This window comes from Streptomyces sp. NPDC093109 (assembly GCF_040701725.1).
GTDB lineage: Bacteria > Actinomycetota > Actinomycetes > Streptomycetales > Streptomycetaceae > Streptomyces.
On record NZ_JBFBEZ010000028.1, the window covers coordinates 38,787 to 65,419 of the forward strand.

General features: G+C 70.2%; 28 protein-coding genes. 12 read left to right on the forward strand and 16 right to left on the reverse strand.

Features of this window, described 5'->3' with window-relative positions:
- Positions 1–97: 97 nt before the first annotated feature.
- From AB0389_RS25290 to AB0389_RS25300, 3 genes are read left to right on the forward strand one after another with little or no spacing between them, the layout of a single operon-like run.
- Positions 98–1,324 carry a glycosyltransferase family 2 protein gene (locus AB0389_RS25290; protein WP_366397766.1) on the forward strand — a complete coding sequence of 409 codons (1,227 nt, stop codon included), beginning with the start codon at positions 98–100 and terminating at the stop codon, positions 1,322–1,324.
- Positions 1,324–2,433 (forward strand): hypothetical protein, encoded by a 1,110-nt coding sequence (locus tag AB0389_RS25295; protein ID WP_366397767.1) that lies wholly within the window; start codon positions 1,324–1,326, stop codon positions 2,431–2,433. Before AB0389_RS25290 ends, AB0389_RS25295 begins: the two co-directional genes overlap by 1 nt.
- The gene (locus tag AB0389_RS25300) at positions 2,393–3,037 is read left to right on the forward strand and encodes a hypothetical protein (RefSeq protein WP_366397768.1); all 645 of its coding nucleotides are present in this window, start codon (positions 2,393–2,395) and stop codon (positions 3,035–3,037) included. The genes AB0389_RS25295 and AB0389_RS25300 overlap by 41 nt, the downstream gene beginning before the upstream one ends.
- A 2-nt stretch (positions 3,038–3,039) precedes the next feature.
- Here AB0389_RS25300 and AB0389_RS25305 read toward each other — a convergent pair whose 3' ends face one another.
- The gene (locus AB0389_RS25305) at positions 3,040–3,666 is read right to left on the reverse strand and encodes a hypothetical protein (RefSeq protein WP_366397769.1); all 627 of its coding nucleotides are present in this window, start codon (positions 3,664–3,666) and stop codon (positions 3,040–3,042) included.
- 76 nt (positions 3,667–3,742) lie between these two features.
- Between AB0389_RS25305 and AB0389_RS25310 the strand changes: the two genes are divergently transcribed.
- Both AB0389_RS25310 and AB0389_RS25315 read left to right on the forward strand, forming a co-directional pair.
- Positions 3,743–4,228 carry an NUDIX hydrolase gene (locus tag AB0389_RS25310; RefSeq protein WP_366397770.1) on the forward strand — a complete coding sequence of 162 codons (486 nt, stop codon included), beginning with the start codon at positions 3,743–3,745 and terminating at the stop codon, positions 4,226–4,228.
- Positions 4,229–4,259: 31 nt separating this feature from the next.
- The gene (locus AB0389_RS25315) at positions 4,260–5,348 is read left to right on the forward strand and encodes a glycosyltransferase family 4 protein (protein ID WP_366397771.1); all 1,089 of its coding nucleotides are present in this window, start codon (positions 4,260–4,262) and stop codon (positions 5,346–5,348) included.
- A 75-nt stretch (positions 5,349–5,423) separates the two neighbouring features.
- On the opposite strand, the gene AB0389_RS25320 is transcribed toward AB0389_RS25315, so the two are convergent.
- From AB0389_RS25320 to AB0389_RS25345, 6 genes are all read right to left on the reverse strand, one after another.
- Complete coding sequence (locus AB0389_RS25320) at positions 5,424–6,227, reverse strand: ABC transporter ATP-binding protein (RefSeq protein WP_366397772.1); 804 nt, start codon at positions 6,225–6,227, stop codon at positions 5,424–5,426.
- A complete protein-coding gene (locus tag AB0389_RS25325) occupies positions 6,224–7,192 on the reverse strand; it encodes an iron ABC transporter permease (protein WP_366397822.1) in 969 nt (322 codons plus the stop codon). The genes AB0389_RS25320 and AB0389_RS25325 overlap by 4 nt, the downstream gene beginning before the upstream one ends.
- A gap of 56 nt (positions 7,193–7,248) precedes the next feature.
- Complete coding sequence (locus AB0389_RS25330) at positions 7,249–8,298, reverse strand: ABC transporter substrate-binding protein (protein ID WP_366397773.1); 1,050 nt, start codon at positions 8,296–8,298, stop codon at positions 7,249–7,251.
- An 85-nt stretch (positions 8,299–8,383) separates the two neighbouring features.
- Positions 8,384–8,983, reverse strand: coding sequence for a copper chaperone PCu(A)C (locus tag AB0389_RS25335; RefSeq protein ID WP_366397774.1), 600 nt, complete (start codon positions 8,981–8,983; stop codon positions 8,384–8,386).
- Positions 8,980–11,304 (reverse strand): heavy metal translocating P-type ATPase, encoded by a 2,325-nt coding sequence (locus AB0389_RS25340; RefSeq protein ID WP_366397775.1) that lies wholly within the window; start codon positions 11,302–11,304, stop codon positions 8,980–8,982. The genes AB0389_RS25335 and AB0389_RS25340 overlap by 4 nt, the downstream gene beginning before the upstream one ends.
- A complete protein-coding gene (locus AB0389_RS25345; RefSeq protein ID WP_366397776.1) occupies positions 11,301–11,546 on the reverse strand; it encodes a hypothetical protein in 246 nt (81 codons plus the stop codon). Before AB0389_RS25345 ends, AB0389_RS25340 begins: the two co-directional genes overlap by 4 nt.
- 364 nt (positions 11,547–11,910) lie before the next feature.
- Here AB0389_RS25345 and AB0389_RS25350 point away from each other — a divergent pair, with 364 nt between their 5' ends.
- Positions 11,911–12,606, forward strand: a complete 696-nt coding sequence (locus AB0389_RS25350) for a DJ-1/PfpI family protein (RefSeq protein ID WP_366397777.1) — start codon at positions 11,911–11,913, stop codon at positions 12,604–12,606.
- Between the two features lie 129 nt (positions 12,607–12,735).
- Here the strand turns inward: AB0389_RS25350 and AB0389_RS25355 are convergent, their stop codons facing one another.
- The 3 genes from AB0389_RS25355 to AB0389_RS25365 form a co-directional block, all read right to left on the reverse strand.
- On the reverse strand, positions 12,736–12,939 hold the full coding sequence (locus tag AB0389_RS25355; RefSeq protein WP_366397778.1) for an antitoxin: 204 nt from the start codon (positions 12,937–12,939) through the stop codon (positions 12,736–12,738).
- A gap of 95 nt (positions 12,940–13,034) precedes the next feature.
- On the reverse strand, positions 13,035–14,540 hold the full coding sequence (locus tag AB0389_RS25360) for a glycoside hydrolase family 76 protein (protein WP_366397779.1): 1,506 nt from the start codon (positions 14,538–14,540) through the stop codon (positions 13,035–13,037).
- Positions 14,541–14,642: 102 nt separating this feature from the next.
- The gene (locus tag AB0389_RS25365) at positions 14,643–15,686 is read right to left on the reverse strand and encodes a type II CAAX endopeptidase family protein (RefSeq protein ID WP_366397780.1); all 1,044 of its coding nucleotides are present in this window, start codon (positions 15,684–15,686) and stop codon (positions 14,643–14,645) included.
- A 200-nt stretch (positions 15,687–15,886) separates the two neighbouring features.
- Here AB0389_RS25365 and AB0389_RS25370 point away from each other — a divergent pair, with 200 nt between their 5' ends.
- Together AB0389_RS25370 and aroQ are read left to right on the forward strand one after the other, a co-directional pair.
- On the forward strand, positions 15,887–16,675 hold the full coding sequence (locus AB0389_RS25370; protein WP_366397781.1) for a TetR/AcrR family transcriptional regulator: 789 nt from the start codon (positions 15,887–15,889) through the stop codon (positions 16,673–16,675).
- Positions 16,676–16,796: 121 nt separating this feature from the next.
- Positions 16,797–17,300: a type II 3-dehydroquinate dehydratase gene (aroQ, locus tag AB0389_RS25375; protein ID WP_366397782.1), complete on the forward strand. Its 504-nt coding sequence runs from the start codon at positions 16,797–16,799 to the stop codon at positions 17,298–17,300.
- Positions 17,301–17,318: 18 nt separating this feature from the next.
- On the opposite strand, the gene AB0389_RS25380 is transcribed toward aroQ, so the two are convergent.
- The gene (locus AB0389_RS25380) at positions 17,319–17,987 is read right to left on the reverse strand and encodes a rhomboid family intramembrane serine protease (protein WP_366397783.1); all 669 of its coding nucleotides are present in this window, start codon (positions 17,985–17,987) and stop codon (positions 17,319–17,321) included.
- Positions 17,988–18,181: 194 nt separating this feature from the next.
- Positions 18,182–18,877 carry an FCD domain-containing protein gene (locus AB0389_RS25385; RefSeq protein WP_366397784.1) on the reverse strand — a complete coding sequence of 232 codons (696 nt, stop codon included), beginning with the start codon at positions 18,875–18,877 and terminating at the stop codon, positions 18,182–18,184.
- Positions 18,878–19,063: 186 nt separating this feature from the next.
- Between AB0389_RS25385 and leuA the strand changes: the two genes are divergently transcribed.
- Complete coding sequence (gene leuA / locus AB0389_RS25390; protein WP_366397785.1) at positions 19,064–20,896, forward strand: 2-isopropylmalate synthase; 1,833 nt, start codon at positions 19,064–19,066, stop codon at positions 20,894–20,896.
- A 1,152-nt stretch (positions 20,897–22,048) separates the two neighbouring features.
- On the opposite strand, the gene AB0389_RS25395 is transcribed toward leuA, so the two are convergent.
- Positions 22,049–23,188: a hypothetical protein gene (locus AB0389_RS25395; RefSeq protein ID WP_366397786.1), complete on the reverse strand. Its 1,140-nt coding sequence runs from the start codon at positions 23,186–23,188 to the stop codon at positions 22,049–22,051.
- A gap of 405 nt (positions 23,189–23,593) precedes the next feature.
- On the opposite strand from AB0389_RS25395, the gene AB0389_RS25400 reads away from it, so the two are divergent.
- The 3 genes from AB0389_RS25400 (at position 23,594) to AB0389_RS25410 (ending at position 25,179) form a co-directional block, all read left to right on the forward strand.
- Positions 23,594–23,791: a hypothetical protein gene (locus AB0389_RS25400; protein WP_366397787.1), complete on the forward strand. Its 198-nt coding sequence runs from the start codon at positions 23,594–23,596 to the stop codon at positions 23,789–23,791.
- A gap of 237 nt (positions 23,792–24,028) precedes the next feature.
- Positions 24,029–24,559, forward strand: coding sequence for a stress protein (locus AB0389_RS25405; RefSeq protein WP_366397788.1), 531 nt, complete (start codon positions 24,029–24,031; stop codon positions 24,557–24,559).
- A 92-nt stretch (positions 24,560–24,651) separates the two neighbouring features.
- Positions 24,652–25,179, forward strand: coding sequence for a stress protein (locus tag AB0389_RS25410; protein ID WP_366397789.1), 528 nt, complete (start codon positions 24,652–24,654; stop codon positions 25,177–25,179).
- A 4-nt stretch (positions 25,180–25,183) separates the two neighbouring features.
- On the opposite strand, the gene AB0389_RS25415 is transcribed toward AB0389_RS25410, so the two are convergent.
- From AB0389_RS25415 to AB0389_RS25425, 3 genes are read right to left on the reverse strand one after another with little or no spacing between them, the layout of a single operon-like run.
- The gene (locus AB0389_RS25415; RefSeq protein ID WP_366397790.1) at positions 25,184–25,477 is read right to left on the reverse strand and encodes a DUF397 domain-containing protein; all 294 of its coding nucleotides are present in this window, start codon (positions 25,475–25,477) and stop codon (positions 25,184–25,186) included.
- Positions 25,478–25,509: 32 nt separating this feature from the next.
- A complete protein-coding gene (locus AB0389_RS25420) occupies positions 25,510–25,722 on the reverse strand; it encodes a DUF397 domain-containing protein (protein WP_366397791.1) in 213 nt (70 codons plus the stop codon).
- Positions 25,704–26,546, reverse strand: a complete 843-nt coding sequence (locus AB0389_RS25425) for a helix-turn-helix transcriptional regulator (protein WP_366397792.1) — start codon at positions 26,544–26,546, stop codon at positions 25,704–25,706. The genes AB0389_RS25420 and AB0389_RS25425 overlap by 19 nt, the downstream gene beginning before the upstream one ends.
- Positions 26,547–26,633: the final 87 nt, after the last annotated feature.

The window sequence follows — 26,633 nt, forward strand, 5'->3', positions numbered from 1 at the left end:
GCGAGTGGCCGGCCCTGGCGAAGCAGTCGGGCCGTGGGCCCGGTGCGGCCACGTCCCGCTGGAAGTGCTGGCCGAAGTCCCGCTGTGGCATGGGACGGTGCGTCTTGCCGCGCCCGGACGGCCGGGCTGGATCGGCCACGGCAGCACCTGGCGCCAGGTGCCCGCGCGGCAGGTACTCGCCGCGCTCGCCGGAACCGTACGGACCGCCGGGCCCGTGCGCCTGGTTCTGGCGGAGCGCGGCCGGAAACGCGTCCTGGCGATTCTGGCCGAGGCCGAGGTTCCGCACCCGTGGGCGGTGACCGGTTGGCTCGGCTGGCCGGACATCAAGCCCGTCGGTACCCAGGGCCCCCGGACGAGCGAAGCTCTCGCCGCCCGGAGCAACGATTACTGGGCGCTCGACCTCGCCATCCGCGCCATCGGCCTCGACCGTATGGACACCTCCCACGCGATCCCGATGCCCTGGCGGGCCGGCGTCAGCGTCGTAATCCCGGCCCGTGGAGGCCACGACGTACTCCCGGGCGTCGTGCACGCACTCGTGGAGGCCGTATCCCGTCTCCACCCCGGCACCCCGTGGGAAGCGGTCGTCGTCGACGACGCCAGCGATCCGCCCCTGAGCCTGCCGCCCGGCCTGCCCGAACAGATCCGCCTGATCCGCTCGGAGACACAACTCCACTGCGGTGGCGCCCGCAACCACGGCATGGCGCACAGCCGTTACGGCCTGATCGTCTTCTGTGACGCGGACACCCACCTCGCGCCCGACTACCTGACCGAGCACATCGCCCGCCACCTGCTCGCCCCGAACCTGATCACCGTCTCGCTGCGCGAGCACGTCCCCGCACACGCGCCGGTGCCCGGCCGCGCTCCGGACGGCAGCCGGGACTCCCGTGTCAGCGCCCACTATCCGCCCGGACGCCTCGGCCTGGTCCCTGTTCCCGAGCCCGTCACCGTCCACCCGCTGGCGCAGACGCGTGCCTTCCGGGACTTCGGCCACGGCAGGCTTCTCGGCCCGGTGGATCTGCCCTTCATGGTCAAGGGCAACAACCTCGCCCTGCCGATCGCGACAGCCCGCTCCATCGGTTTCCCGCCCGACTTCACCGGCTGGGGCCCCGAGGACGTCTGCTTCGCCGCCAAAGCCATTGCCCGAGGCTCGTACGTCGTACCGGTCCTGTCCACCGGCGTCTTCCACCGCGAACACCCGCCCCGCTCGGGCAGCACCGCCCGCCGGGACGCCGAGCTGGCCGCCAACCTCCACCGGTACGCCCGCCGATTGAACGAACGCGCCGCCCTGCCCTGGCAGGAGACGACCCCGGTACGGGAGCGCTGATGACCTTCGACATCACGGACGCCTGGCACCCCACGGTGAACCCCTCCGCCCGCATGCCCGTCCACCACCACCGCCACCTCGCGGTCCTCGGCCACGCGCATGGTGTGCTCAACGAGTTCCCGCGTCACCGGGGCGGCACCACCATCCGTCTTCCGCGTATTCGGGGCGGCCGGTTGCATGTCCTCGAACTCCCGGGGCAGAGCGTGTTCGCCCCGTGGTGGCTCCCGGCCTCCGACCCCACTGCCGTACGGCACATCGACGACCTCTACGACGCGGCGCTGCTGCACGCCGAACCGTCCGCGCAGGAACGCGGCGCACTGGCCCGGCTACGGGACGGCTTCCGCCTCCGGTGCGCCCAGGGCGGGCTGACCATCGGTGAAGCCCTGTGGCAGGCCGCCGACGCGCTCCACCGAGAGCTGGTCCCGTCCCTGCCCGAACTGACCCTCACCAGCCTGACCCGGTCCCCGGTACGGCGTACCCTCGCCGACGCCCTCGCCCGGCTACCCGGCGGCCTGCTCCCCACACTCGCGCGGTGGGCAGAGCGGGAAGGCAGACACATGTGGCCACTGCTCGCGGTCGCCACCAGTGCCCAAGGCATCCCCGTGCGCATCCGCCTGCACGCACGGAGCCGGCGCCTCGACGTCTCACCGCTGCCCACCTCCGAGAGTGCGTCAGCCTCGGGCCGTCCCGTTCTGATCAGCGAGGATGGGCTGATCGACCTCCTCGACACCGGTCGGCTGATCCCCGGCTCACGACTGACCGCGCTCGCCGAGACGTCCCTCCACCTCGACGGCACCAGCGTCAGACACTTCGGCAATACCTACGGCAACTTCGACGTCCTGAGCCGCCTGTTCGCCGCTCCGGAAGCGGCCCGGATCCCGGCCTGCGCGGACGACGAGGACTCCTGGCACTACGCCGACCTGCCCCACGGCGGTACCAGCCGCTACCCCCTCCACCTCATCGAACTGGCGGCCTGCTCCACCGACGCGCACACGGCCTCCGAAGCCCTCATCGCCGCCTCCGTGTCCCAGGGAGCCCCCGTACAACTGGAGTTGAAGGGAGACCTCGATGCGACCGTACGCGGTGGAAGGGCTCGACTGCTCCGGTAAAAAGACGATCACCAAGCTGGTCCAGGAACACCTCCGGGACCACGGGCTGAAGGCATACATTGTGATCGGCCCCCTCCTCGGGGGCCGTCTCGGCCGCCTCGACACACGACTCGCGAACATCACCGGCGCCGTCCGCCGGGGCAGCCCGACCGACCGGCTGCGCCGCGGCCTCTACGTGGCGGAACCCGTCCTGGACCGCCTCCTCCACCGCCCCGGCCCGAACCCTGCGCTCAAGGTGAGCACCCACTTCCGGGCCTGGGCCCGCGCCGCGACGGAGCAGGACCGGTGGATGGCCAGCGGATACGACGCCACCCGCGCCGTACACATCCGGTACGCCGGCGCCACCCTGCTGGCCACGGACTTCGACGTCCGCCTGGCCCGGCACCGCGCCGACGCCGTCACGGGCCGTACGTCCAAGGTCGAGGAGCGGCGGTTCTTCGGCCCCGACCCCGAAGCCTTCGCGGCCTGGCACCACACTCTCGACCGCATCATGTCCACGCGTGTCCCGCACGTCCTCCGTCTGGACAGCAGCACCGCCGACCCTGCCGAACTCGCCCGGCAGATCGCCCTGCACGCCGCCGCGTGCTGGGAGGCCGGACGGTGAGATCAGCCCCGTACGAGGCCCGCCAGATAGTCGGCATCCGGGCCGTCGCACACGTGCACCAGATTCCGCAGGAGGTACTCACCCGGCTCGCGGTCGAGCAGCATGTGGCGGACGTACGTCTTCCACCACTGCAACGCGCATGCGGCCTGTCCGCCGGACAGCAGCCACACCTCTATGGGATCGGCGGCGAGATAGTCCACGAGTTCGGCGCGAACCCGGTCGAACTCGACCGTGGTGGTCGCTCCGGCGTACACTGCCTCCACGCCCTGTTCCCCGAGGATCAGCCGCCGCTCGGCCTCCACCTCGAACCCCAGCTGTCGCACGGCCCTGCGCAGCACACCCAGGGTGGGCTCCGGACCGGACCACAGCAGCCGCCCCGCCTGACGGAGCCGTTCCGCGGCTGCCTCCGGGCCCACGAGTGTGCCCCTGAACCCCTCTTCGGTCCGCGATCGTTCAGCAATCTGGGTGGCGGCCCGCTCCGCGCCCGTACGCCACGGCTCCACCAGGCTCCCCGGCCCGTCACCAGCACACTGGGTCGCCAGCGCGGCGAGGAAACCGGCAGCGCGCCGTCCGCCGACCGTGCTGTGCGGTCCTTGGAGTGCGTCAGGCTTGCAGAACACCACGGGCATGCACAGGAGTTCACACCTGAGTGGTTCTCCTGGGCAAGCTCATCCCCCAACTTGACTCACCACCAGGAGAAATGCAGTGGTCTCCTTCCGCTGGATCAGCGAGCCCCTCCCGGCCGGCATCACCGTCCGCCAGGTCTACGGGTTCTGCTTCGACGACACCGGCCGTGTACTGCTCCGCGAGGACGCCGGCCGCTACGGACTGCCCGGAGGCAAACCGGAGAGCGGTGAGGACGCCCCCGCCGTCCTCGTCCGCGAATGCCGCGAGGAAAGCCAGATCACCATCGGTGAGCCGGTCTACCTCGGCTACCAGGAGGTCACCGAGGAGGGCCAGCCGCCGTACGCACAGCTCCGTCTGGCCGCCCGCATCACCGGCTTCCTTCCCCGCGAGCCCGACCCCGACACCGGCCGCACCTACGGCCGCCTGATCGCCCCGCTCAACAAGGCCCCGGCCCTGCTCGACTGGGGAATCGACGGCCTGCTCCAGTCCGCCGCCGCCGTCCACGCCGCGTACCGGCTCGGCCTCGACCCGGCCTCGGTCCGCGAGGACACCTGGCGCAACTGACCCCCGCCCCCACCGAACCAGGGAGCCCACCATGCGATGGCAGTTCCACTATCCCAAGCGCACCAGCTTCTACCCGCCCGACTACGAGAACCCCGGCCTCGGCGGCTGCGAAGCCTCCCTGGTACTCCTCACCCGAGCCCTCGCCGCCCGAGGCCACCGGGTCGAGGTCTTCAACTGCTGCTACCGCCCCGGTACGTACGACGGCGTGACCTGGCGCATGACCTGGGAACTCGACTCCGCGCCCGTACCCGACATCGCGGTAGCGGTCCGCTTCGACGAAGCGCTCTGGCCCACCGACTCCAAGGCCGAACAGCACCTCTTCTGGATGCTCGACGACCGCACACGCGGCCCCGCCGCCTTCGCCGAGACCTTCCGCGACCGCGGCGGCCGGGTAGTCCTCGCCTCACAGGCCATGCGCCAGCGACTCGACGCCGCCAAGGTCGCCATCCCTACCCACCTCATCTCGCTCCCCGTCGAGACGGACCGCTACACCAAGCCCGTCGAGAACCGCGCGCCCATCTGCCTGTTCGCGAGCATGCCCAACCGCGGCCTCGACGCCGCCCTCGCCCTCTGGCCCCGCATCCGAGCCGCAGTCCCCGACGCCGAACTCTGGGTCACCAGCGGCTGGCAGCTCTGGGGCTTCACCAACTCCGAATCCGACGACCGCTGGCACCAACTCCTCGGCGGTCATGCCCTCCCCGACGGCGTACGCCTGCTCGGCGCCCGCCCCCGCGCCGAACTGATCGAGATCCAGCAGCAGGCAGCCCTCACCCTCTACCCCTGCCGCTTCCCCGAGATGTTCTGCCTCTCCGCCGCCGAGTCCAACGCCGCCGGCACCCCCGTCATCACCAGCCCCATCGACGCCCTCACCGAACGCGTCCACCACAACCGCACCGGCATCCTCATCGACGGCGACATCGACCACCCCGAAACCCAGCATGCCTTCGCGCACGCGGCCATCGACCTCCTCACCCACCACGACCGGCGCAACGCCATGGGCCGCTCCGGACGCGCGGGGGCCTTCGGCCTCGCTCCGGACCGGATCGCCGCGGCGTGGGAGGCACTGACCGGCCAGGTCGCTGATCCGTTCGTAGCCGTCAACTCCACATTGTCCGAGTAGATTTCGGCGAACAGGCGTCCGATGGCCTGGCTTTCTCTGTTTCGGGCCGGGCCGGGTCGGGGCGGCGGGAGGTCCTCAGGGGGCGGTGGTCCCGGTCGCGCCCGGTAGGGCGAGGGGCTGGGCGGCGTACGTAATGCGTGTCACGCCGTCGGCGTGGCGGGACGTGGTGGCGCGTACGCCGAAGACCTCGCTCAGGACGTCGGGGGTGAGGACGTCAAGGACCGGGCCCGCCGTGACGACGATGCCTTCGTGCAGGACCACCAGGTGATCGCAGAGCCGGGCGGCCAGGTCGAGGTCGTGCAGGACCGCGAGGGTGGTGATGCCGGTGGCGCGGATCAGGTCCAGGAGTTCGAAGCGGGCGCGGATGTCGAGGTGGTTGGTGAGTTCGTCCAGGACCAGGAGCTGGGGTTGTTGTGCGAGTGCGCGGGCGAGCAGGACGCGTTGGCGTTCGCCGCCGGAGAGCGAGGCGTAGTCCCGTTCGGCCAGGGGGCGTACGCCGCAGCGGTCGATCGCGTCGTCGACGGCTTGGCGGTCGTCGGTGCCGTCGCGGCCGAGGAGGCCGTGGTGCGGTGTGCGGCCCAGCGCGACGATCTCGGCGACCGGCAGGCCGGTGGTGTTGCCGGTGGCGTCCTGGAGGACGGCGGCGGTACGGCGGGCGGCCGTACGGGCGGACAGTGTCCACACGTCGTCGTCGCCCACGCGGACCACCCCGCCGGCCGGGCGCAGCGCGCGGTAGACGGCCCGCAACAGGGTTGATTTTCCACTGCCGTTGGGGCCGATGAGCCCGACGATGTCGCCTTTGCCGGCCTCCAGGCTCACGTCGTGCAGGATCGGTGTGCGGTCCAGGGTGATGTGGAGCCGGTCCACGGTCAGTTTCATGTGGTGTCCATGCCCTTGTTGCGGCGCAGCAGCCAGATGAAGAACGGCGCGCCGAGGAGGGCGGTGAGGATGCCCAGGGGCAGTTCGTTGGGGCGGTCGAGGGTGCGGGAGAGCAGGTCGACGACGACGAGGTAGACCGCGCCCAGCAGGGCGGTCAGCGGGAGGAGCTTTCGGTGGTCGGCGCCGACGGTGAGGCGGACGAGGTGGGGGATCATCAGGCCGACGAATCCGACGCCACCGGCGACGGCGATCGTCGTACCGGTGAGGAGTGAGGAGAGCACCAGCAGTACGGTGCGCAGCCGGTTGACGTCCACACCGAGCGCGGTGGCGGATTCGTCGCCGGCCAGCAGGACGTTGAGCCGTCGGCCGAAGAGGCTCAGCACGATCGTGGTGGAGATGACCACCGCGCTGATGGTGGGCAGTTGGCTCCACTGGGCACCGGCGACACTGCCCAGCATCCAGAACATCACCGTACGCAACTCGTTGGGCGTTGCCTGAAGTTGCAGGAAGCTCGTCGCGGAGATGAAGACATAGCCGATCGCCACGCCCGCGAGTACGAGTCGGGTGGGCGCCATCCTTCCGCGCCGCCGGCCCAGGGTGAAGACCAGCACTCCGGCCGCCAGGGCGCCCAGGAAGGCCGCCGCCGACACTCCGAGCCCGCCCAGTGTGGCGCCTCCGGCCATGACGATGACGAGGACGGCACCGAGCGAGGCGCCGGAGGAGAAGCCCAGGACGGTGGGATCGGCCAGCGGATTGGACACCACGGCCTGGAGCACCGCGCCGGAGACCGCCAGCCCCGCGCCGACCAGGGCGGCAAGCACCACACGCGGTGCCCGGAAGCTCCACACGATCTGGTCCAGCGCCGGATCCTCGGTCGCCCCGCCACCGCTCACATGGTGCAGGACGATCTGCCACACATCGCTCAGCGGGACGGTGACGGCGCCGATGCTGACCGCCACCATCATGGTGACGATCAGCACGGCGAACAGGCCGAGCAGGGCGAACGGGAGCCCCAGCCGCCTCAGAACGCGTCGGGGTGCAGCATCCTGGCCACCTTGTCGACGGCCAGTTCGTTGCTCGGGCCCAGGTACATCGAGTCGGACAGCACCGTGTACGTCTTGTTCTTGGCGGCCGGCCACTGGGGGAACTCCTTGAGCAGTTTCTTGGCGTAACCCGTCGGGTCGTCCGCGTTGTAGCTGATGACGACGACGGCGTCGACGTCGGTGGCCGCCACCTTCTCCGCGCTCAGGTCGGCGAAGGTGGTCTTGGAGGCCGATGCGAAGGCGTTGGCACCGCCGGCCCCGGCGAGGATGTCGTTGACGATGCCCTGGGAGACGACCGAGCTGAATTCGTTGCTGCCCATGGCCATGTTGGCGAAGAGCACCATCACCTTGGGCTTCTTCTCGCCCTTCACCTTCGCGGACACCGCGGCGATCGACTTCTCGGAGTCGGCGATCAGCTTCTCGGCACGGTCGCTGACGTTGAAGACCTTGCCCATGTCGCGCAGCAGTTTGTAGCTGTCGGAGATGGTCATTTTGGCCGGGTTGTCGTCGCAGCCCTGCGGCGAGACGTAACTGTTCGCGCTCACGTCCTTGAGCTGGTCCCGGGTGGCGAAGCCGTTCTTCGCCTCGAAACCGTAGGTCGTGATGGCCATGACCAAGTCAGGACGCAGGCCGATCATCGCCTCGCGGGGGATGTCGTACGCCTCGTTGAGCTTGATGTTCCCGGTGGGCAGCGCCTTGATGGCCTTGGCGCGGCCCGCGACCTCGGACATCCCGTAGCCCTGCTGGCTGGAGACGATACGGTCGCCGAGCCCCAGCGCGAGCAGGGTGGAGACCTCCGCGACGGAGCCGCCGTTCATGACGACGACCCTGCTGGGGGCCTTGGTGAAGGTCTCGGACCGCCCGCAGTTCTCGATGGTCACCGGGTAGCCGGACGCCGCTTCCCCTTCCGCGTCCGTGGAAGCGGAAGCCTTGCCGCTCGCCGCTGTCGTCGAGGACTCGGCGCATCCCGCCGTGATCAGGCACAGGGCTCCGGTCAGGAGTATGGCGAGGGGCCGTTTCTTCGGCATGCGGGCTCCTTGGTGCAAGGTGAAGAGGGTCTGATCCAGTAGTCGGGGCGCGGTGCGGCCGAGTTCCGGGCGATGGCCGACTGTTTCAGTCGCTGCTGGGAGTACCGCTGCTGGGAGTGCCGCTGTTGGGAGTGTCAACGGTGGGAGTGTCGATGGTGGGAGTGATGACGACCGCGACGCTCTTCTGCGGCCCGCTGTGGCGGAAGTGCAGGACGAAGGGGACGGTGTCGCCCAGCTCCCAGTGCGGTTTCGTCCTGGACTTCACCATGACGTTGATGCCGTACGGGGACATGGTCAGCGCGGAGCCACCGGGGACGGTGGCCTTGTCCACCATGGTCATGACGGCGCCCCCCTTGCCGTTGTCCCGGTCTGCGTTGAGCATGGCCTCGGCCATCACCGGGGAGGTCACGGAGAGCAGTTCGTCGTCGGCGTCGCCGCTGTTGTCTATCCGGAAGTAGGCGGAGGTGTACTGGCCGTCGCCGTACGGCAGGAAGATCCGCGCGCTGCTGATCGCGAGCTGCGGCCGGCTGCCGGCGGCCCCCGAGTTGACCCAGGTCGTCAGAGCGCCGAGGGCCACCACGCAGGCGATCACCGGGGCGGTCGCGGCGGTGAGTGTGTCGCGCAGACGGCCGCGTGTGAGCTGCCACCCGGTGGTGGTGGGATGTGTGGCGGCGGGGCTCGTCATCGGGTCCTCCCCTTGCGTGATGTACGGAGCGAGGTGGGCTGCCAGGCGCGCAGGCGCAGGCTGTTGCCGACCACCAGCAGGGAGCTGACCGACATCGCGGCGGCGGCCACCATCGGGTTGAGCAGGCCCACGGCGGCCAGCGGCACCGTGACGGCGTTGTAGCCGAAGGCCCATACGAGATTGACGCGGATCGTGCCCAGGGTGCGCCGGGCGAGCCGGACCGCGTCGGCGACGGCCTCGATGTCGCCGCGTACCAGCGTCACATCGGCGGCCCCGATGGCCACGTCCGTACCACTGCCCATGGCGATCCCCAGATCGGCGCCGGCCAGGGCCGCCGCGTCGTTCACCCCGTCACCGATCACCGCGACCCGCCGGCCCTCGTCCTTCAGCCGGCGCACCAGCCGCGCCTTGTCCTCGGGGGAGCAGCGGGCGTGGACGTCGGTGATGCCGAGTTCGTCGGCGACGGCCCGGGCGGTGGCGTCGCGGTCGCCGGTCGCCAGGAGCGGCTCCACGCCCAGGCGCCGCAGCCGCTCCACGGCCCGGTAGCTGCCGGGCCGCAGGATGTCTCCCACGGCGATCAGGGCCGCGTCGGCCCCGTCCACCCGTACCAGGACCGGTGTCCGGACGGCGGCTTCGGCGTCGGCGAGCGCCTGCGCCAGCGGTTCGGGCAGGTCGGCTCCGGGGGCGCACACCTCGACCCGGTGGCCCTCGATACGGCCGGCGACCCCGAAGCCCGGAGTGGCACGGAACTTGGTGACCTCGGGCAGGGGCTGTCCGGGGAGTGTCCGCTGCGCGTACGTGACGATCGCGCGGCCCAGGGGGTGTTCGGAGCCCGCCTCCACAGCGCCCGCCAGCCGCAGCACGGTGTCGTGGCCGAGGCCGCCGGGCAGCGGTGTGACCTTGGTGACGGTCATGTGGCCGGTGGTCAGTGTGCCGGTCTTGTCGAGGACGATCGTGTCGACATGGCGGAGTGTCTCCAGCGCCTGGGGGCCGCTGACCAGGACACCGAGCTGGGCGCCCCGGCCGGTGGCCGCCAGCAGGGCGGTGGGGGTGGCCAGCCCCAGAGCGCAGGGGCAGGCGACGACCAGAATGGCGACGCAGGCGGTCACGGCCGCCTGGGGATCCGCGCCGGCGCCGAGCCAGAAACCGAGGACGGTGACGGCGAGGGCCAGCACGACCGGTACGAAGAAGCCCGCGACGGTGTCGGCCAGCCGCTGCGCCCTGGCCTTGCCGGCCTGGGCCTCGGTGACCAGGCGGGTGATCCGCGCGAGCTGGGTGTCCGCGCCGATCGCGGTCGCCCGTACCCGCAGGAGACCGCCCACGTTCACGGCGGCGCCGATCACCGCCTTGCCGGGAGCGATCTCGACCGGCTCGCTCTCCCCGGTGACCAGGGACAGATCCAGCGCCGAACTCCCGCTCATCACCAGCCCGTCGGTGGCGACCCGTTCCCCCGGGCGGACGATGAACTCCTGGCCGAGCCTCAACTGCGCGACGGGGATGCGGCGTTCCTTCCCGTTCTCCCTGATGGTCACTTCCTTGGCGGCCAGTTCGGCCAGCGAGCGCAGCGCCTCACCGGTGCCGCGCTTGGCGCGCGCCTCAAGGTGACGGCCCGTCAGGACGAACAGCGGGACGGCGACCGCCGCCTCCAGATAGACGTGCGCGACCTCCCCGGCCGCGGACGGGAGCAGGGTGAACGGCATCTCCATCCCGGGCTGGCCGGCGCCGCCGAGGAAGAGGGCGTACGTGGACCAGGCGAACGACGCCGCGACGCCGAGGGAGACCAGGGTGTCCATGGTCGCCGCCGAGTGCCGCAGCCCGAGCAGCGCGCGCCGGTGGAACGGCCAGGCGCCCCAGACGGCCACCGGGGCGGCGAGCATGAAGCACAGCCACTGCCAGTTGTTGAACTGGAGAGCGGGAACCATCGACAGCACGATCACCGGCACCGAGAGGAGTGCCGTGATCAGCAGCCGGTCGCGCTCCTCGCGTCTTTCGCGCTTCGTACGGCTGTCGGCCGTATCCGTATCCGTATCCGCATGAGTGCCCGTGGCCGTGCCCGTGCCCTCCGTCGTCTCGGACGGTGGCGGCAGCGGCAGTTCGGCCGTGTACCCGGCGCGCTCGACCGCGGCGACCAGGTCCTCCCCGGCGATCTCGGCGGGGTGGGTCACCCTGGCCCGGCCGGTGGCGAGATTGACCGTGGCGGTCACACCGTCGAGCTTGGCCAGCCGCTTCTCCACCCGGCTGACGCACGCCGCGCAGGTCATACCGCCGACGATCAGATCGGTGGTCGCGAGAGTCCCCGCCGGGTTTACGCGGTCCGTCACCGTCCACCGTCCGAGTGCATGTCGTCCATTCCGCCGCCGCCCTGCTGATCCGTACCGGTGTCGCTGCCGGAGACCGCGCCGGGACGCATCCCGGGGGCGACAGGACCGACGGCCGATCCGATCCCGTACGAGACGCCGAACACCGCGACGAGCAGCACCAGGAACCCGGTGAGCGCGGGCGGTGGCACCCACCGCACCCCTACGTCGGGGATACGCGGGTGTTGTTGTCGTTGATCTGCCATCACCACTCCAGGGACGGGGGCCCGCGGGCGCACGGGGGGAGAGGGTGGGGAAGCGCGCGGAGACGCGACGCGGTGTGTGCCGGCGGTGTGTTTCCATGTGTTCCATCGGGCTCGCTGGAGCCATGCTGACACGGCGGACATCCGTCCATGCCCGCCCGCACGGCCTCCCGCACGTGACGATTCTCCCGGCACCGTACGGGAACCGGAGCGGCCCGCGATCCGACGTCACGTCCCGCACGCCGGGACGGCTTTACCGGGGCGACAGCTTTCCGGGGCCGTCAGGGAACTGCCTCACAGGCGCGGCCGACTTGTGGAGTGAAGCGAAGCGCGACTCCCGAAGACCGAGCGACCAGGAGACAACACGATGGCCACAACGGACACGACGGGCACGATGGCCACGACGGGCACGACGGGCACGACGGGCACGACGGACACGACGGGCCACGGAAACACACGCGCACCGTCGGCCGCGCGGACCACGCCCCTGCGTGTGCAGATCCTCATGTACGAAGGCGCGGAGGAGCAGGACGTCATCGGGCCGCGTGACGTCCTCGGGCACGCCGAGCGCGCGGGCGCCCCGATACGGACAACACTGGTGCGGCCGACGGCCCCCGGCGAGGTGACCTGCTTCTTCGGCACCCAAGTCACCGTGCCGGCCGCGTGGGAGCCCACCGAAGGCGATCTGCTGATCGTGCCGGGCGGCGGCGACCAGCTGATCAACGATCCGGATGTCCTGCGGGACCTCGTACGGGCGCAGGAGGCCGGTGTCGTCATCGCCGGTGTCTGCACCGGAACCATGGTGCTGTCCGCGGCCGGTCTGACCAAGGGCCGTCCGTGTACGACACACCACCTCGCCAAGGCCGATCTCGCCGCCCAGGGCGGCCAGGTGATCGACGCGCGAGTGGTGGACGACGGAAACCTGGTGACCGCGGGCGGTGTCACCAGCGGAATCGATCTGGCGCTCTGGATGATCACCCGCGAGTTCGGAGCGCCCCTCGCCGTCAGCGTCGAGTCGATCATGGAGTACGAGCGGCGCGGCGTCGTCTGGCGAAACGCCTGACAGGCGTACGCGGGCGGCCACTGCCGCCCCCGCACGTCCGCACGTCCGCACGTCCGCACGTAGCCACGTCCGCACGCCCGCACGCGCACGGTGTGGGCGTGCGGACGTCAGGTGTCCGTGGTGTCGGTGTCAGCCGGTCGGCGGTCGGCTTCCGCCGGAGGACGGGTCCTGCCGGTCGATCTGCTCGTTGAGCATCTTCTGGGCCGCGTCGACCTGGCCCTTGTACTTGTTGCCCGTCTTCCGGTCGAGCATGTCGCCAGCCTTCTCCACCCCTTTGCGGGCGGTGTTCTCGTGCCCCTTGATGAGGCCCTTCAGCTTGTCGAGCATCGACATGTTCGGCTCCTCGCTCGGAACGTACTCATGTCGACCATCGCCGCTGCCCGGGGATTCCGCATCCGCAGCACGGCGCGCGCGGCGGACGCGGGCGGTCAGGGCGCCGCGTTCAGCAGGTCGAGCGCGCTGTGCTGGCGTGCCGCGTCCGCCGTGTCGAGCGGGCCGTTCCAGCGCAGCCCGTACTGGCCGAGCGGATTGCGGTCACGGGCGTACGCGGCGTCCGCCTGCCGGGACAGATACGCCGTGTAGGGGTGGTCGGCGAGCGCCGCGTTGAGCTTGCCGAGCCCGCGTACGTGCGCGCCCTTGAAGGACGGGCCGTCGGCACCGCAGTCACCGCCCTCGCACGGGTCGCGCAGGATGCCGTCGGTGTTCAGGGACGGGGAGGTGGTGGCCGCGTCGGCGATCTGCCGTGCGGTGGTGAGGAGTGTGGCGTCCTGGGTGGCCCGGTTCAGCTCCGTGAGCGCGCCGAGCAGCACACCCTGGTTGTACGACCAGACGGGGGCGCCGTTGTTGCGGCAGGTGGAGAGATCGATGCCGTCGTTCACCAGGCGGGAACTGTTGACCATCCCGGTCCCCTGGAACCACGACCAGCCGGCGCGGGCCCGGCCCAGATAGGCGGTGTCGCCCGGGATGCGGTTGTGCAGGGCCGCGTTGAGCTGGATGTAGAGGGAGTTGGCGATGGCGTTCTTGTAGGTCTTCGCGGTGCTCCACCACACACCGCCGCCGCACACACCGTCCCAGTACGCGGCCATGTGATCGGCGTCCGCGCGTGCGGTGTTCAGATAGCGGCTGTCGCCGGTCGCGTCGTACGCGGCGATCCAGGCCAGCCCCCACCACCCGGTGTCGTCGATGTAGTCGTTGCGGAACTGGCCTCCCTGCGCGTTCAGTTGGCGGTTGTAGGTGTTGGCGATGGCGTAGCGGTAGCTGGACATTCCCGAGACGCGGATGTTGTCGATGACCGCGGTGAGCGCGTTGGCCGAGTTCCACCAGCCGGTGGTGTCGAACAGCCCCGTGCCGTTGTTGTAGAACTGCATCTGCGCCGTGGCCGCGGCCGTCCGGCGGTCCCACGCGTTCCATGTCGTACGCGCCCAGGGCGTGCAGGCGATCTCCGGACGGTCACCGGCCTTGCCGCAGGCGCGCAGGGCGCCGACCCCGTTGGTGTTCCAGTCGTCCACGTTGTACATGAGGGTGCGCCAGCCGCGCTGTCCGGCGGGCACGACGGTGGCGCCGAGGCGGCTGCCCGAGCTCCAGGTGCGCCCGCCGTCGAAGGACCGGTCGAGCCAGACCTCGTCGCCGGGGTTGCCGTTGTCCGTAGAGGCCCAGCCCATCGCGTCCCGGTCGTCGAAGTGGAGGACGATCGAACGGGAGAAGAGCGTGGTGGAGACGGGGACACGGTCCTCGGGCGAGAGCGCGGGGTCGCGGGCGTCGCAGTACGTGTTGCAGATGGCGGCGGCCACGGCGGCGGTAGCGGCCGGCGCGGTAGCGGCCGGCGCGGCGGCGGTCGCCGGGATCGGGGCGGCCACCGCCGTCGCCGGGGCCACGGCCTGTGGGCTCAGGGCGGCGAGGAGCGCCACGGCGAGCGGCGCCACCAGAGGGCGCATACGGTGCAACCGGGTTGACAGCGTTGTCCACATGGGCGACTCCGGGATCGGTGGGGGGTGCCTGAGAGCGCTCTCAGAACGTATGACCATGACGTAGCCACGTCAATGCACTCCCGGTGCCGCCGTCGCGGCCGGCTCCTTGCCCTCGGCGGACGGCCCGGTGCCCCGGGGGTCCTGGTCGGCCTGGTCGGCCTGGTCGGCCTGGTCGTTCCGGTCGGCTTGGTCGTCCCGGTGGCCCCGGTGGCCCCGGTAGCCCAGGCGGCCCCGGGTGGCGGCCAGCACGATGAGTGCCGCGGTGGCGGCGGCCATCAGGAGCGCCTGGGAGCCCTGGGTGTCCGTCAGCTTCGGGAACATCTCGGCCCAGGCGATGGAGAAGTAGTTGTTGACGCTGGTGTGCAGCAGCATGACCAGCGGCATGCTCTCGTGCGAGCGGTTGAACACCCATGTCATGACGGCGCTGAGGGCGAGCGCCGTGACCATGAACTCCGCTATGCGCACCGGGTCCGCGCCGTGCCCGACGCCCCAGTCGGTCAGGAACAGCGGCAGGTGCCACGCGCCCCACAGCACGCCCACGACGAGGGTCGCCACCAGGGGGCCGTACCGGGTCTGCATCCGGGGCATGGCGAACTCGCGCCAGCCGGGCTCCTCCGCAAGACCGGTCGTGATCATCTGGATCAGCAGACCGGGGAGGTACACGGCGAGCAGCATGGCGGCGGGGGGTATGGGGGTGGTGTCCGTCATCGCGGTGGTGGCGAGGGTCAGCGCGGCGGGGACGGAGACCATCACCAGCAGGTACCACTGCCAGCCGACCCGGAACGTGGTCATCCGGGCCCGCCAGTTCCGCAGCCCCCGACGCCCCTCGGTCAGGGAGGTGATCAGCAGGGCCGAGCAGATCGGGCCGAGGTACGCGCCCGGCAGTACGCCCAGGATCTGGCCCGAGCCGCCGGAGCCGAAGTCGTGGTGCCAGACGCCCAGCCCGTTCTCCGACAGGATGTACGGCGTCCAGGCCAGCCAGCTCAGTGCGTACGTGAGGAAGAAGAACCAGGCCAGCGGGGCGCGTTGGAAGGCGCCTCGGATGCCGCGGGTGCCTCGGGTGCCTCGGGTGCCTCGGGTGCCTCGGGTGTCTGAGGTGGTCTGGACGGTCACCGCGTGTCCTCTCGGATGGGGCTGGTTGTGATGCGTCCAGCACACCAGGGCCGAGGCCGCGGATCACTGCCGCGCGTACCCGGAAACGGGGTGGAGCGGGCTCTACCCCGCGCGTTGTGCCACCGTAAAAGTTAATGACCATCACAGTGTAGTTCCCTGTTATGATGTCAAGGCAATTGCGAAGCGAATGGGTGATGCGAATGACGGCAGGGACAGTCGGGCCGACCCGGCGCGAGCAGCGGCGCGAGCAGACGCTGCGGGAGATCAAGGACCTGGCGATGGAGCAGATCGCCGCCGGGGGCCCGGAGGCGGTCTCCCTCAACGGCATCGCGCGGACCATGGCCATGTCACCGGCGGCCATCTACCGGTACTTCGACAACCGGGACGCGCTGCTGGCAGACATCGTCGTGGAGGTCTACGACTCCCTTGCCGACGCCGTCGAAGCCGCCGGCCGGCACGCGGAGGCCGCCGGTACGCCTGCGACTCGCGGCGCGCCGACCCGCGATGTGCCAACCCGTGATGTGCCGACCCCCGGCGCGCCGGCGCGCCGGCTCACCGCCGTGGCCACGGCCTTCCGGGCCTGGGCCCTGGAGCACCCGAACGCGTACCGGCTGATCTTCCAGACCACCAGCGGCTCCGGCCAGGACCTCGCCCCCGAGCGAACCATCCCCGCCTCCTCGCGCACCATGACCGCACTGCTGGAAGCCCTGCTGCCGCTCGTCGACACCGCAAACGACGACGGTACGGACGTGATCTCCCCGGCGCTCGGCGAGGAGATCCTCGCGTGGTCCGGGCGGATCGGCAGGCCGGACCTGCCGGTACGGGTCCTGGCGCTGGGGCTGATGTGCTGGACCCGGCTGCACGGAGTGATCAGCCTGGAACTGGGACACCACCTGGCCTCCACCGGAATCGACCCCGCCCTGCTGTACCAGGCGGAGATCGACACGCTCATCCACTGCTCCGTCCGCCCTCCCTCGCGGACGAGTTGACCAAGCGGCGAGTGGGCGGCGGCCCCTGCGGTACTACTGGACCCGTACAGCAGCCGCCCACACCGCCCACACCGCCCATACCGCCCGCACCGCCACGCCGCCCGACCCCGAGAGGTCCGCAATGCCACAGTCCAGCACCAGCAGCACGCCCAGCAGCAGCGCCCGCGTTCTCGTCCTCAACGGCCCGAACCTCAACCTCCTCGGCCGCCGCCAGCCCGAGATCTACGGCACGGACACGCTCGCCGACGTCGAGAAGCTCTGCGCCGAAGCCGCCGCGGCCCACGGGCTGGAGACCGACTTCCGCCAGTCCAACCACGAGGGGCAGCTCGTCGACTGGATCCAGGAGGCCCGCGAGCACCACGCCGCGATCGTCATCAACCCGGCCGCGTACACCCACACCTCGGTGGCGGTCCGCGACGCCCTCGCGGCCTGCGACGAGCTGCCGATCATGGAGGTGCACATCTCCAACATCCACCGGCGGGAGGAGTTCCGGCACCACTCCTACGTCTCCCCGGTCGCCGACGGGGTGATCGCCGGGTGCGGGATCCAGGGGTATGCGCTCGCCGTGCAGCGGGTGGCGCATCTGCTGGAGCAGCGCGAGGGGGACGGCTCGTCACGGGCGTAGCGCGGCCGTATCCGGTCGTCACCGCCCCTGCCGTCCCCGTCCTCGTTCTCGTCCTTGTCCCTGCCGTCCCCGTCCCCGTCCCCGTCCCCGGGTGAGCGGGTAGCAGGCGAGCCCGATGAGCACACCGGCGAAGTGGCCGACGTCGGTGAAGGTGCGGCTGGTGAACAGGGGTGTGCCGAAGACGATCAGGACCACCGCGAGATACGGCAGATGCCACGGCCTGGGCACCCGGTACGTAAGGACGCCGATCACCCCGGCGAGCGCGTAACTGACCCCGATGTCCAGGGTGTTGACGGCCGACTGCGGAGCGCGGCCGTCATGGATGGCCCAGCTGAGCACGCCCTCGCTGATCAGGGTGGCGCCGACGTGCGCGAGCGCGGCGACGGCCAGCCAGCGCAGGGTGCCGAGCCAGTGTTCGGCGGGGGCGTGGAAGACGGTGAAGAGCGCGGCGTACGGCAGCCACGTACCGCCGTCGAGCCAGAAGGCGCTGGAGACCAGCACGCGTACGGGGTCGGTCGACAGCTCGTGGATGTTGGTGGAGCGCTGCCGCAGGAAGTGCTCCTCGAAGTGAGGTGACATCCCGTGCAGGGCGACGGTGGTGACGAAGAGGGCCGCCAGCCAGAGGTACGTGCCGGGGGCGCTCGTGATCCAGACGCGGACCGTGCGGAGGAGGCGGCGCATGCGCATGCCCCGATTCACCCACGCGCCCGGGGCGGGACGCGGGAGTGACATTCCCGCGTGAGCGAAATCCCTGGCCCGGCGGCCGGGGGAGGGGACGGGGGAGAGGGGGAAAGGGGGAGAGGGGGAGAGGGTGGAGAGGGTGGAGGCTGGGTCCCATGACCATGATTCGCACCGCGACACCCGCCGACGTCCCCGTGGCCTTACGCCCCAGGGGAGTGGAGTTGGGCGAGCGTCCGCTCCAACTCCTCCCTGAGTGTGCGCCCCGCCGCCTCGGGGTCCCCCTGGGAGACGGCCGCCACCAGCGCCGCGTGACCGTCGTCGCCGTGGTTCGGCTCGCCCGCGCGCAGGTCGAGCAACTCGACCAGATCGCACAGCCCTTGCCGCAGCAGGGGCACGAACTCGGTAAACAGGCTGGTGAGTACGGGGTTGTGCGCGGCGGCGACCACGGCCGCGTGCAGCGCGATATCGGCGTCGACGAACTCGGCGTCGCTCCTGCCCGCCGCGGCACGGCGCTCGGCCAGGGCCGCGTCCAGGGCGAGAAGGTCCTCCTCCGTACGGCGCCGGGCGGCCAACTGCGCGGCTTCGACCTCGACGAGCATGCGCACCTCGTAGACGTCGGTGACGGCGGCCCGGCGCAGCTGGGTGGGCCAGCTCTCCTCGACGCTCGTGGCGATGACGAAGACACCGGAGCCCTGGCGCGGTCGCACCAGTCCGGCCCCGGCGAGCGCGCGGAGCGCCTCCCGGACGGTGGAGCGCCCCACGCCGAGCGATGTGGCCAGGGAGGTCTCGCCCGGGAGCTTCGTACCGACGGCCCAGTCGCCGCCGGTGATCTGCTCGCGCAGACGCTCGGTCGCCTGCTCCACCAGCGGGGACGGTCGCAAGGGGCCTAGTGGCATGTGATGTGCACCTACTCACACCTCTCAGGTTGTCTGAGGAGTTCTGTTTCCCTTACTGTACCGGCATGCCGCAGCTCGAACTCCTTCTCCTTGCCTGCCGCTGCGGGGCCTGACACGACCGGCCCCCGCAGCGGGGTATCAGGCTGCGCCGGTCGCTCGACGGACGACCGAAAGAAGTTCCGCCCCATGCGTTCCTCGTACTCGCCGTACCCCTCGTACCCCCCGGTGGAGCCCACGGCATTTCCCACCCTCCGTACCCCCTCCGGCCTGCACACCCCCACCGGCGCCCTGCCGGCGGACGCGCCCGGCTGGAACCCCCAGCGCCCGAGCGCGATGCCGCACCACCGTTACCGGCCCGCGCACGCCCGGGTCGAGCTGCCCCTGGCGGACGACCGGACCTGGCCCTCCCGCCGGCTCCAGCAGGCCCCGCTCTGGGTGCCGGTCGACCTGCGCGACGGCAATCAGGCGCTGGCCGAGCCGATGGACACCGAGCGCAAGCGCCGCATGTTCGACCTCATGGTCACGATGGGGTTCAAGGAGATCGAGGTCGGCTATCCCTCCGCCAGCCAGACCGATTTCGACTTCGTACGCCACCTGGCGCGCAGCGGCGCGGTACCCGACGACGTGACCATCTCCGTCTTCACGGCCGCCCGCCAGGACCTGATCGACCGAACCGTCGCCTCCGTCGAGGGTCTGGACCGGGTGGTGGTCCATCTCTACACCGCCACCGCTCCCACCTGGCGGAACGTGGTCCTGGGACGGTCCCGCGCCGAGGTCCACGGGCTGGTCCTGGACGCCGCCACCCACCTGATGCGCCGGGCCGAGGAGCAGTCCGGCGCCGGTATCCGGTTCGAGTTCTCCCCCGAGGTCTTCAATCTCACCGAGCCGGACTTCGTCCTGGAGGTGTGCGACAGCCTGACCGCGCTGTGGGACGCGAGCCCGGACCGGCCGGTGATCCACAACCTGCCGGCCACGGTGGAGATCGCCACCCCGAACGTGTACGCGGACCAGATCGAGTACATGGACCGCCACCTGGCCCGCCGCGACGCCGTGATCCTCTCCGTACATCCGCACAACGACCGCGGCACCGGGGTCGCCTGCGCCGAACTCGCCGTCCTCGCCGGGGCGCAGCGCGTGGAAGGCTGCCTGTTCGGCAACGGGGAACGGACCGGGAACGTGGACCTCGTCACCCTGGCCCTCAACCTGTACGCGCAGGGCGTGAACCCCATGATCGACTTCTCCGACATCGACGTGATCCGGGACGTCGTGGAGCACTGCAACCGGCTGCCGGTCCACCCGCGGCACCCCTACGCCGGTGATCTCGTCCACACCGCCTTCTCCGGCACCCACCAGGACGCCATCGCCAAGGGCATGGCCCGGCACGCCAAGACGGCCGCCGAACTGGGCGTCCCGGCCGACCGGGCCCCGTGGACGGTGCCGTACCTGCCGGTCGACCCGGCCGACCTCGGCCGGACGTACGAGGAGGTCATCCGCATCAACTCCCAGTCCGGCAAGGGCGGCATCGCCCACCTGCTCCACACCCACCACGGCCTGGACCTGCCGCAGGGCATGCGGCCCGACTTCTCCCGTACGGTGCAGCGCGTCGCGGACGCGACCGGGCAGGAACTCACCCCCGGCGAACTGTGGGAACTCTTCCACGGCACCTACATCACCCCGGCCCAGGACGGTCCGGTCACACTGGAATCCTGGACCACCGAGGAACTCGCCCCGGGCGAGCACACGTTCACCTGCACGCTGCGCGCCGAGGGGCAGGTGAACGTACGCCGGGGGACCGGCAACGGCCCGCTCTCCGCCCTCACCGACGCACTGCGTACCGCCGGCATCGCGGTCGACATCCTCGGCTACAGCGAACACGCCACCACCACAGGCCCGGGCAGCCCGGCGGTCGCCTACGCCGAATGCCGGATCGACGGCGTCACCCGCTGGGGAACGGGCCGGGACACCTCGATCCTCACGGCGTCGGTGCACGCGGTAATGGCGGCCGTCAACAGGGCGTGATGGGCGCGGTGGGCGCGGTGGGCGCGGTGGTTGGCCGACGGTCGGCTGTCGGGTGCGGGTGAGAGCGGCGTTGAGTGAGGTGAGCCGGTGGCGGGGGTTGTGGGGATAGGGGCCGCCCCTCCTGGTGTGAGTTTCGCGCCTCCAGGACAGGTGTAAAGGGCGCTCCTGGCGTCGCGTCGGCTGCGCCGACTGCGCTGCGCTCCGCCCTTGACTCCTGTCCCGGAGTCGCAAGTGCGGCTTTTCGGGAGGGGCGGCTGGGGGTGAGGGGTTGCCCGGGGGACCGGCCGGGCTGCCGGTCGGTTCAGGGTCCGGCGGCCCGGTGGGCCCTGCGGGGCCACGCGGCAGAGGAGAGGGGCGGTCCGACACCGGCTCGGCGGCCAACGGTCCGCTGCTCGTTGCGACACATGCCCCGCCGGTCACTCCGGGTGGGGGAGGGACTGGTGGGACGTGTGTGGCGGCAAGTGGGCTCCCGGAGGCGGTCTTCGCGCCGGGGAGTGCGTCTAACGCACCTCAGGACACATGTGCCGTCCGGAGGGACCCTCAACCGCCCATCAAACTACCCCATATGGGACAGATCGGCGGGTGGTGGGGTGCTTGATCCCGACGACGGTGACGTTGCGGCCGTCTGCCGGGCCGGAAGTGGCTCTAGCGTCGCACTCCCTGCTCCCGGGCACCGCCCGGAGACCCCCCCCGTCCGGCCCGAGGACCCCGGCCGGACGGCAACTCCCACCCGCCTCCTGGGCACCCCAGCGCAACGGTGACCAGCGAGGCATGAGTGCCAGCAAACAGGCGGCCGTCAGCCGCCGAGACGAGCCCCGCTGCCCCATGCAAAGTGTGCGCAGCCCCGCAGGGTCCACCGGCCCGCCGGACCCTGAGCCGAGTGGTATTTCCGGGCACCTCTTGGGCCCCCCTCACCCCCCGGCCGCCCCTCCCGATAAGCCGCACTTGCGACTCCGGGGCAGGTGTCAAGGGCGGAGCGCAGCGGAGTCGGCGCAGCCGACGCGACGCCAGGAGCGCCCTTTACACCTGTCCTGGAGGCGCGACACTCACAGCTGGAGGGGCGGCCCCCTTCCCAACAACCCGCGCCACCGGACCCGTCGGTCCCGCCGCCGTCCCTCGCCGTCCCTCGCCGTCCCTCGCCGTCCCTCGCCGTCAGTCCCGCCGCCCCCCGCCGGCCTCGGCGCCGGGGCGTGGTGTGTCCTGGGTGCGTAGGCCCAGGAGGTAGCCCGCCTGGAAGCGGCTGTCCGCGCCGAGTTCCTCCATCAGCTCCGCGATGTGCCGGCGGCAGGTCCGCAGGGACATGCCCAGCTTCCGGGCGATCACCTCGTCCTTCGCCCCTTCGGCGAGCTGTCCGGCGATGGTGTCCCGCAACTGCGTCGTCGTCGCTGCCGTGTAGGACGCGGAGAAAGGTTCCGCCAACCCCCACGCGGTGGCGAACACCGAGCGGAGGAACGCGACCGCCGACGGCTCCCGCAGCACCACGGCGGCGTCCGGGTTGTCCCAGACCGGCAGAAAGGCGGTCGACCGGTCGAACACCAGCATCTTGCCGAAGAGTTCGCTGAGCGTCCGCACCTCACCCCCGGCCGCGCTCACCTCGCGTACGTACTCCTGGGTGCCGGGGCTGTAGCGGGCGGTGTGCTGATAGAGGGTGCGCAGCCGTACCCCACGGCCCAGCATCTCCAGGTCCCTGGGCAGTGCCCGCTCCAGATGGCCCGCTGGGCGACCGCCGCCGGGCTGGACGGTCAGGGCCTCCTCGGAACAGCGCGCCGCCGCGTCCGAGATCAGCAGCATCACCCGGCTACGGGCCTCGACCACCTCGATCGCACCGGAGTCGGCGCTTCGGCGCCGCGCCTCCTCGTACAGGGGGATCAGGGTGCTCAGCCGCGCCCGAGTGCGCTCGATGCTCTCCAGGCGGTGGCGCAGTACGTACTCCTCCGGGCCGACGAGTTCGGCCACCGCCGTGTATGGACTCACCGCCCGCCAGCGCACGGGGGCACCTCTGTGCTCCTCGTCGGCATGCTCCTCGTGGGCATGCTCCTTGCCGGCATGCTCCTCGTCGGCATGCGCCCCGATGTCGTGCTGCCCCTCGGCAACGCGTTCCTCAACGACCAGACAGTGACGTACGAGTTCGGTGACGAAGCGTTGCGTCTCGCTCTCCGCCATGCCGAGCACCGTCGCGAGAGCGGCTGTCGGCGCCGGGCCGTTCTTCAGTAGATGGGTGTAGGCCCGCAGAGCCACGGCGTCCAGGTCCCCGAAGTCGTCGGGCTCGGTGTCCGGTGGCTGCTGTAACACTCTCTTCGGTCCCCCGGCCGTCCCGATTCCTTCAGCGATGTCCACAATATGCCCCCTCCTTTTCATGCAGGCACGTTCCTGAGACCGTGATTGCCTGGACCGGGAGTTCCCCTTCGGTGGACTATTCAGAGGTCGGAAATAAACCTCCGGCGAGTGCACCGGCCTCTTCATCCAGAATTCACATTCTCAGGAGTGCGACCCGATGTTGACTCGGTTCCTTGGCACGGCGACACCGCACCCCGACACCCTTCCGACTGCTGTTGCCAACTGCGGTGACTCCGGCGCGGAGGACACCGAGTGGTAGCACCCGACGTCCCACCGTCCTCCGGTCCTCTAGATACCTTCCGACCCGGGGAGGTTCCGAAAGTTCCCGATCTCGAACCGGACTTCCCCGCACTTCTGACCGTGAGCATCCATCCGAACCGACAGAAATCCGGCCGCCACTGGTGGCCGGCGCTGTCCCTCGCATGCGCCGGCGTCGGCGCCGCGGCCCTGCTCTACAGCAGGTTCCTCGGTACGGCGTCCTCGCGGGCCGGCTCCCGCCCGGGCAGCGGCCACCGCTCCATGAACGACACGGCATCGCATCTCACCACCTCGTGGTGACAGGCCGTGTGGTGACAGGGCTCGGATTCCGCTCCGAACGCCGGAGCGGAATCCGTTTCCCGGAGCGGATTTCCTGACGCATCGGATTGAATCCGCTGCGAGATCATGCCCAAGGCGCGGGGTGCTCATATCCCGTGCGCCCAAAATCCGTGAAAATCCGTCACGCCGAAACTCCCGCGTGCCCAAAACCAGCACAGATTCGCGTAATTCACTCACTCAACAGAAGGAGTAAACGCCGTGAACAAGAACCGGACCCGCATCGCGACGACGGTAGTCAGCTCGGTCCTCGCCCTGGGAATCCTCCTGCCCACCGCCGCCCAGGCGGCGACCCAGGCACCGGTAGCGCCCAAGCCCCGGCCGGTGGCGCCCCAGAGCGTGGAGGCCAGCCGTGTTGGCGCCCTCGGCGCCAAGGTCGACGTCGCCTCGGCCCTCGTCGACATCACCAAGAAGATCCTGAGCATCGTCACCGACGCCATCGAGCGCAAGCAGAACCGCGAGGGCTACGTGAAGAGCCTCATGGAGGGCTCCTTCTACCAGGCCAACCAGCGCTACAACGTCATGATCATCAAGAACAGCAACAAGATATCGCACTCGCTCAAGGGCGTGGTCTACGACGCCAAGGTGAGCGGTATCCACGGCACGTACCGGGTCCTGGTCTTCGAGTCGGGCAAGTTCACCAACCACGGCGACGGCGGCTACATCAACTGGGCCTTCCGCGGCTGGTTCGACCGCAACGGCATGACGGTGAACTTCCGCCGCTCCTGGTAGTCCCAGTGGTCCCAGTGGTCCCGGCAGTCCGGGCCCCACGTACCCCACGTACCCCACTTCTCTGAGCCACCTCCAGAAAAGGATCTTCTTCGATGCGCCGTAACACCGTTCTCGCCACACTCGCACTCACCGGCGTCACCCTCACCGGCGTCGCCACCGCCCCCGCCCAGGCTGCCCCGCGCCCGGCCACCGCCACCCAGGCGGCCGTTCAGGCCGACGCCAAGACGGTCCAGCCCGCGCAGGTCGGTGTCGCGGCCACGAAGGTCAAGGTCACCATCGCGATGGACCAGCTCGGCAAGAGCAAGGCGATCACCGACGCGTTGAACTCCATCAAGACCGACAACCGCGGGACGTTCGTACGGGACGCCATGAACAAGGCCTTCGTCGCGGCGGGCAGCCGGCACAACGTCATGGTGTTCAACCTGAGCCAGGGCTACAAGGAGCGGCTCACCAACAAGCGCGTCTACGCCAACGTCCAGTGGGGCAACATCTACTACGGCCTGTGGATCTTCGAGTCGGGCGAGTTCACCAACACCGGCGACGGCGGCTGGATCAACTGGGGCTTCCGCGGCTGGTTCGACCGCAACGACAAGCACGTGAAGTTCAAGCGCTCCTGGTAACGGCCTACGGCACCCGACAGCCGTACGTGCCGGCCTGAACGGCCTGTACGAAGGCGGTGAACGCGGGCGCCGGGAAGACGAGCACGGGCCCGTGCGGGTTCTTGGAATCCCGCACGGGCACGGCGCGTTGGGCGTTGCCGTTGTCGTCGGCGGCGACTTCGAGGCATTCGCCGCCGTCCGAGTTGCTGTACGTGCTCTTGCGCCAGCGGGCGGCGGCCTCGACGCACTGGCCGCCGTCCTGGTTGCTGTAGGTGCTCCTGCGCCAGCGGATGTCGCTCGGGTCGGCTGTCGATCGCACAACACTTCCTTCCGGCGGGAGGCCAGGAAGTATCAGTGTGCGTCGAAGCTGCCCGACTGAACAGACCGCACGAAGGCGGCGAAGGCGGCGGTCGGGAAGAGGAGCGCGGGTCCGTCGGGGTTCTTGGAGTCCCGTACGGGGACGGTGCCGGGGAAGTTGACGGCGGTTTCGACGCACGCGCCGCCGGATGAGTTGCTGTACATGCTCTTGTGCCAGACAGCGGTGCTCAGGTCGATGGGTCGCACGAGACCTCCTCCATCATTTGCGTGATGAGGTTCCGTGACTCGGCTGGTGACAATGCCAAGTCACGAACTGCATCGTACCGGAGTTGGAGTTGCTGGACCGGTGTCGGTTGTTCGATGAGGTCACCACGGAGCGCGTTCTCCGTGTACGCCACTGTGGTGCCGTCCGGGGTGTGCAGGAACATCACGTCAGTGCTGTCCAAGCCGTGTGGTCCGACGGCAAGTGGCAGTACTTGCAGAGTGACTTTGGCGCGCTCGGACATCGCGAGTAGATGTGCAAGCTGCTCCTGCCATGCCTCAGTGTTCGGCAATGGCGAACGCAGCACGGCCTCGGACAGAATTGTGCGGAAGTGTGGCGGGTTCTCATTCTCCAGCAACGTACGACGCCCTACCCGTGCCTGAACCTCTCGTTCCAGTTCGACACCGTCGATGCCGTCCGCCGCGAGTATGGCCCGCGCGTACCTCTCCGTCTGGAGCAGCCCATGGACGGTGCTGATGCCGAAGTGCCAGAGGCTGACCGCCTCGGCCTCCAACAGCATGTACCGGCGGTACCGCTCCCGGAACTGCGTCGGGTCACCCATGGCCAGTTCCCACAGCGTGAGCAACATCGGCGTTGTCCCGTAGAACTGATCCAGCGCCTGAACGACGTCCGGGCTGCCCAAGGTGTCCCCGGTCTCCATCTTGCCGAACAGTGAGTGGTCCCAGCCCAGGGCCTCCGCCAGCTTCCGCAGGCTGAGCTGCTTCTGCTCGCGCAGCCGGTGCAGCTCCTCCGCGAACCGCTTGCGTGGTTCCTGGCTTCGGCCGGTGACGATCCTTCTCGGTGGCATGGTGTGCTGACCTCCGTCGAGCGTGTGGAATGGACGCGACCTGGCGTCGAAGTGCCGTCCGCCAGCGGGCATTTGAGCCCATTCCCG

Excerpts from the sequence above, each read along its gene's own strand:
- AB0389_RS25385 (WP_366397784.1), bottom strand. The coding sequence starts at position 18,877 with ATGCCACTAGGCCCCTTGCGACCGTCCCCGCTGGTGGAGCAGGCGACC.
- AB0389_RS25410 (WP_366397789.1), top strand. The coding sequence starts at position 24,652 with ATGCGCCGTAACACCGTTCTCGCCACACTCGCACTCACCGGCGTCACC.
- AB0389_RS25300 (WP_366397768.1), top strand. The coding sequence starts at position 2,393 with ATGCGACCGTACGCGGTGGAAGGGCTCGACTGCTCCGGTAAAAAGACG.
- AB0389_RS25350 (WP_366397777.1), top strand. The coding sequence starts at position 11,911 with ATGGCCACAACGGACACGACGGGCACGATGGCCACGACGGGCACGACG.
- AB0389_RS25305 (WP_366397769.1), bottom strand. The coding sequence starts at position 3,666 with ATGCCCGTGGTGTTCTGCAAGCCTGACGCACTCCAAGGACCGCACAGC.
- AB0389_RS25325 (WP_366397822.1), bottom strand. The coding sequence starts at position 7,192 with ATGATGGTGGCGGTCAGCATCGGCGCCGTCACCGTCCCGCTGAGCGAT.
- AB0389_RS25345 (WP_366397776.1), bottom strand. The coding sequence starts at position 11,546 with ATGGCAGATCAACGACAACAACACCCGCGTATCCCCGACGTAGGGGTG.
- aroQ (WP_366397782.1), top strand. The coding sequence starts at position 16,797 with ATGCCACAGTCCAGCACCAGCAGCACGCCCAGCAGCAGCGCCCGCGTT.
- AB0389_RS25355 (WP_366397778.1), bottom strand. The coding sequence starts at position 12,939 with ATGTCGATGCTCGACAAGCTGAAGGGCCTCATCAAGGGGCACGAGAAC.
- AB0389_RS25320 (WP_366397772.1), bottom strand. The coding sequence starts at position 6,227 with ATGAAACTGACCGTGGACCGGCTCCACATCACCCTGGACCGCACACCG.
- AB0389_RS25295 (WP_366397767.1), top strand. The coding sequence starts at position 1,324 with ATGACCTTCGACATCACGGACGCCTGGCACCCCACGGTGAACCCCTCC.
- AB0389_RS25335 (WP_366397774.1), bottom strand. The coding sequence starts at position 8,983 with ATGACGAGCCCCGCCGCCACACATCCCACCACCACCGGGTGGCAGCTC.
- leuA (WP_366397785.1), top strand. The coding sequence starts at position 19,064 with ATGCGTTCCTCGTACTCGCCGTACCCCTCGTACCCCCCGGTGGAGCCC.
- AB0389_RS25370 (WP_366397781.1), top strand. The coding sequence starts at position 15,887 with ATGACGGCAGGGACAGTCGGGCCGACCCGGCGCGAGCAGCGGCGCGAG.
- AB0389_RS25315 (WP_366397771.1), top strand. The coding sequence starts at position 4,260 with ATGCGATGGCAGTTCCACTATCCCAAGCGCACCAGCTTCTACCCGCCC.
- AB0389_RS25380 (WP_366397783.1), bottom strand. The coding sequence starts at position 17,987 with ATGCGCATGCGCCGCCTCCTCCGCACGGTCCGCGTCTGGATCACGAGC.
- AB0389_RS25425 (WP_366397792.1), bottom strand. The coding sequence starts at position 26,546 with ATGCCACCGAGAAGGATCGTCACCGGCCGAAGCCAGGAACCACGCAAG.
- AB0389_RS25360 (WP_366397779.1), bottom strand. The coding sequence starts at position 14,540 with ATGCGCCCTCTGGTGGCGCCGCTCGCCGTGGCGCTCCTCGCCGCCCTG.
- AB0389_RS25330 (WP_366397773.1), bottom strand. The coding sequence starts at position 8,298 with ATGCCGAAGAAACGGCCCCTCGCCATACTCCTGACCGGAGCCCTGTGC.